Genomic DNA, 2,420 nt, shown 5'->3' with positions numbered 1-2,420 from the left:
CTTGTGCGCCACGAGGCGCTCTGCCGTATTCCCGGCCCAGCCGGGAGGAATTGGAGGGAGGTTCCTGGGTTCGATGGCTGACCTGATGCCGAAAGGCTTATAGGGACAAGAGCATGCCAGGAAACCAGTGGCCGGGCCCAGATGCCAGGGGCGGTGCGCTGGGGAACCCGCGCGACATGGTGAAAGCTGTATTGCCTGAATCCCAATCTCCAGGGATGGAACTTCGCATCCTCCGGAATGGCATCTGAAACCGGTGCCCGTGCCCTGCGGCGGTGATGAAGCTCAACTGCCGCACCCTCTGGAAACGGGACGATGCCCAGCGAGGGTATTGAAGGAGATGAGTGGGACACCTACATCGCGCTGTTACGTACGGCAGAGACGAACGTGGGATCGCCTAAGGGACGCGAGTCCTAAGGCGACGGAGGCCCCGTAGTAGTCGTGGGAGTCACGCCCCACCAAGGGCGACGGGAAAACCGTCGGCAGGGCGAAGGGGGCCAGGTGATCGGACATCGAGAAACCGAGAGGTATGCGAAATGCAGAGCGCCGAGACGGTGCTGGGTGTCCTGCGTGAACGCGGCAGGAAAGGGCTGCCGTGCACCGAACTGTATCGACAACTGTTCAACCCGCAGATGTATCTGCTGGCCTACGGACGCATCTACTCCAACAAGGGGGCGATGACACGAGGGGCCACGCGGGAGACCGTGGACGGCATGTCGCGGGCGAAGATCGACCGCATCATCGATGCGGTGCGCCACGAACGCTACCGGTTCAGCCCGGCCAGGCGGACCTACATCCCCAAGAAAAACGGGAGATTGCGTCCGCTCGGCCTGCCGACGTGGTCGGACAAACTCGTCGGTGAGGTGGTGCGTCTGCTGTTGGAGGCGTACTACGAGCCGAGGTTCTCCGACCGGTCCCACGGGTTCCGGCCCGACCGGGGATGCCACACCGCGCTGCGCGAGGTGGCCAACACCTGGGCCGGAACGACCTGGTTCATCGAGGGAGACATCGCCGACTGCTTCGGATCCCTGGACCATCACCGGATGATCCAGATCCTGTCGGAGAAGATCCACGACAATCGGTTCCTGCGACTGCTGCGCAACATGCTCAAAGCCGGATACCTGGAGGACTGGGTGTTCAACGCCACCCTCAGCGGCGCGCCGCAGGGCGGCTGCGCATCCCCAGTCCTGTCCAACATCTATCTGCACCGGCTGGACGAGTTCGTCGAAACGGTTCTGATCCCGGAATACACCCGAGGGGTACGCAGGGGACGTAATCCTGCCTACCTGGAAGTGGCCAACGCACTCGCACGGGCCCGCCGCCGCGGGGACCGTGAACAGGCCCGGCAGTTACGCGATCGGATGCGCACAATGCCGAGCGTGGACACCCACGACCCCGAATACCGGCGGCTGAGGTACGTCCGGTACTGCGATGACCACCTGCTCGGGTTCACCGGACCCAAGGCCGAGGCCGAGGAAATCAAACAGCGACTGGCGACTTTCCTGCGTGAAGACCTCAAGCTGGAACTGTCCCAGGACAAGACGCTGATTACCCACGCCAACACCAGTAAGGCACATTTCCTCGGCTATGAAATCGGTGTTCAGCGCAATGACAAGCAACGCACCAAACGCGGCCAACGAGCCGTGAACGGCGCGATCAGCCTGCACGTGCCGGCATCGGTGATCAAAGCCAAGATCGCCCTCTACTCCAAGCGCGGAAAACCCGCGCGCCGCTCCCAAGTGATCAACTTCAGCGACCACGACATCGTGCGGATCTACGGAGCCGAGTACCGAGGAATCGTCCAGTACTACCTGCTCGCCGGTAACATCCGACGCCTGCACCGGCTGCGGTGGGTCATGCTGACCTCCATGCTCAAAACGCTGGCCTCCAAGCACCACACGTCGGTCACCAGGATCGCGGCCAAGCACAAGGCCAAAATCCAGACACCACACGGACCGCGCACGTGCTTCGAAGCCGTCGTCGAACGTGGGAAGGACGGCAGACCGCTGGTCGCCAGGTTCGGCGGCATTCCGCTGCGACGGCAGAAGAACGCGGTCGTCATCGACCGCCCCCAGGGGCGGCTCACCTACCCCCGCCGAGAACTGATCGACCGTCTCCAACGGGGTAAGTGCGAGCTCTGCCAGCACACGGGCCAGGTGGAAGTCCACCACGTCCGTGCCCTGAACGAACTCGACCGAGCCGACCCCACCCGGTGGAAGCAAGTCATGGCCAAACGGCGCCGCAAGACCCTCGTGGTCTGCGCCGGCTGCCACGACCAGATCCACCACCGGGAAGCCTCCCCGCTCACGCAGTAGTCACCGGAGAGCCGGATGCCCGGAAAGCGGGCCCGTCCGGTTCGGAGGGAGGCCGCGCGGAAAAGGACCAGCACATCTGGCACCTCGCCGCGCGGCCCACCCTACCCA

The 2,420-nt window shown here is 63.8% G+C and carries 1 protein-coding gene; it reads left to right on the top strand.

Annotated elements, in window-relative coordinates; translation table 11 throughout:
* The first annotated feature begins 533 nt into the window (after positions 1–533).
* The gene (locus C1I97_RS35420) at positions 534–2,312 is read left to right on the top strand and encodes a reverse transcriptase/maturase family protein (protein WP_181447067.1); all 1,779 of its coding nucleotides are present in this window, start codon (positions 534–536) and stop codon (positions 2,310–2,312) included.
* The last annotated feature ends 108 nt before the right edge of the window (positions 2,313–2,420 follow it).

It is taken from the genome of Streptomyces sp. NTH33, assembly GCF_003236365.1.
In the GTDB taxonomy this organism is placed as follows: Bacteria; Actinomycetota; Actinomycetes; order Streptomycetales; family Streptomycetaceae; genus Streptomyces.
The sequence above is the reverse complement of the archived record's forward strand: the minus strand, read 5'-3'. Positions and strand labels throughout refer to the sequence as shown.

Excerpts from the sequence above, each read along its gene's own strand:
- C1I97_RS35420 (WP_181447067.1), top strand. The coding sequence starts at position 534 with ATGCAGAGCGCCGAGACGGTGCTGGGTGTCCTGCGTGAACGCGGCAGG.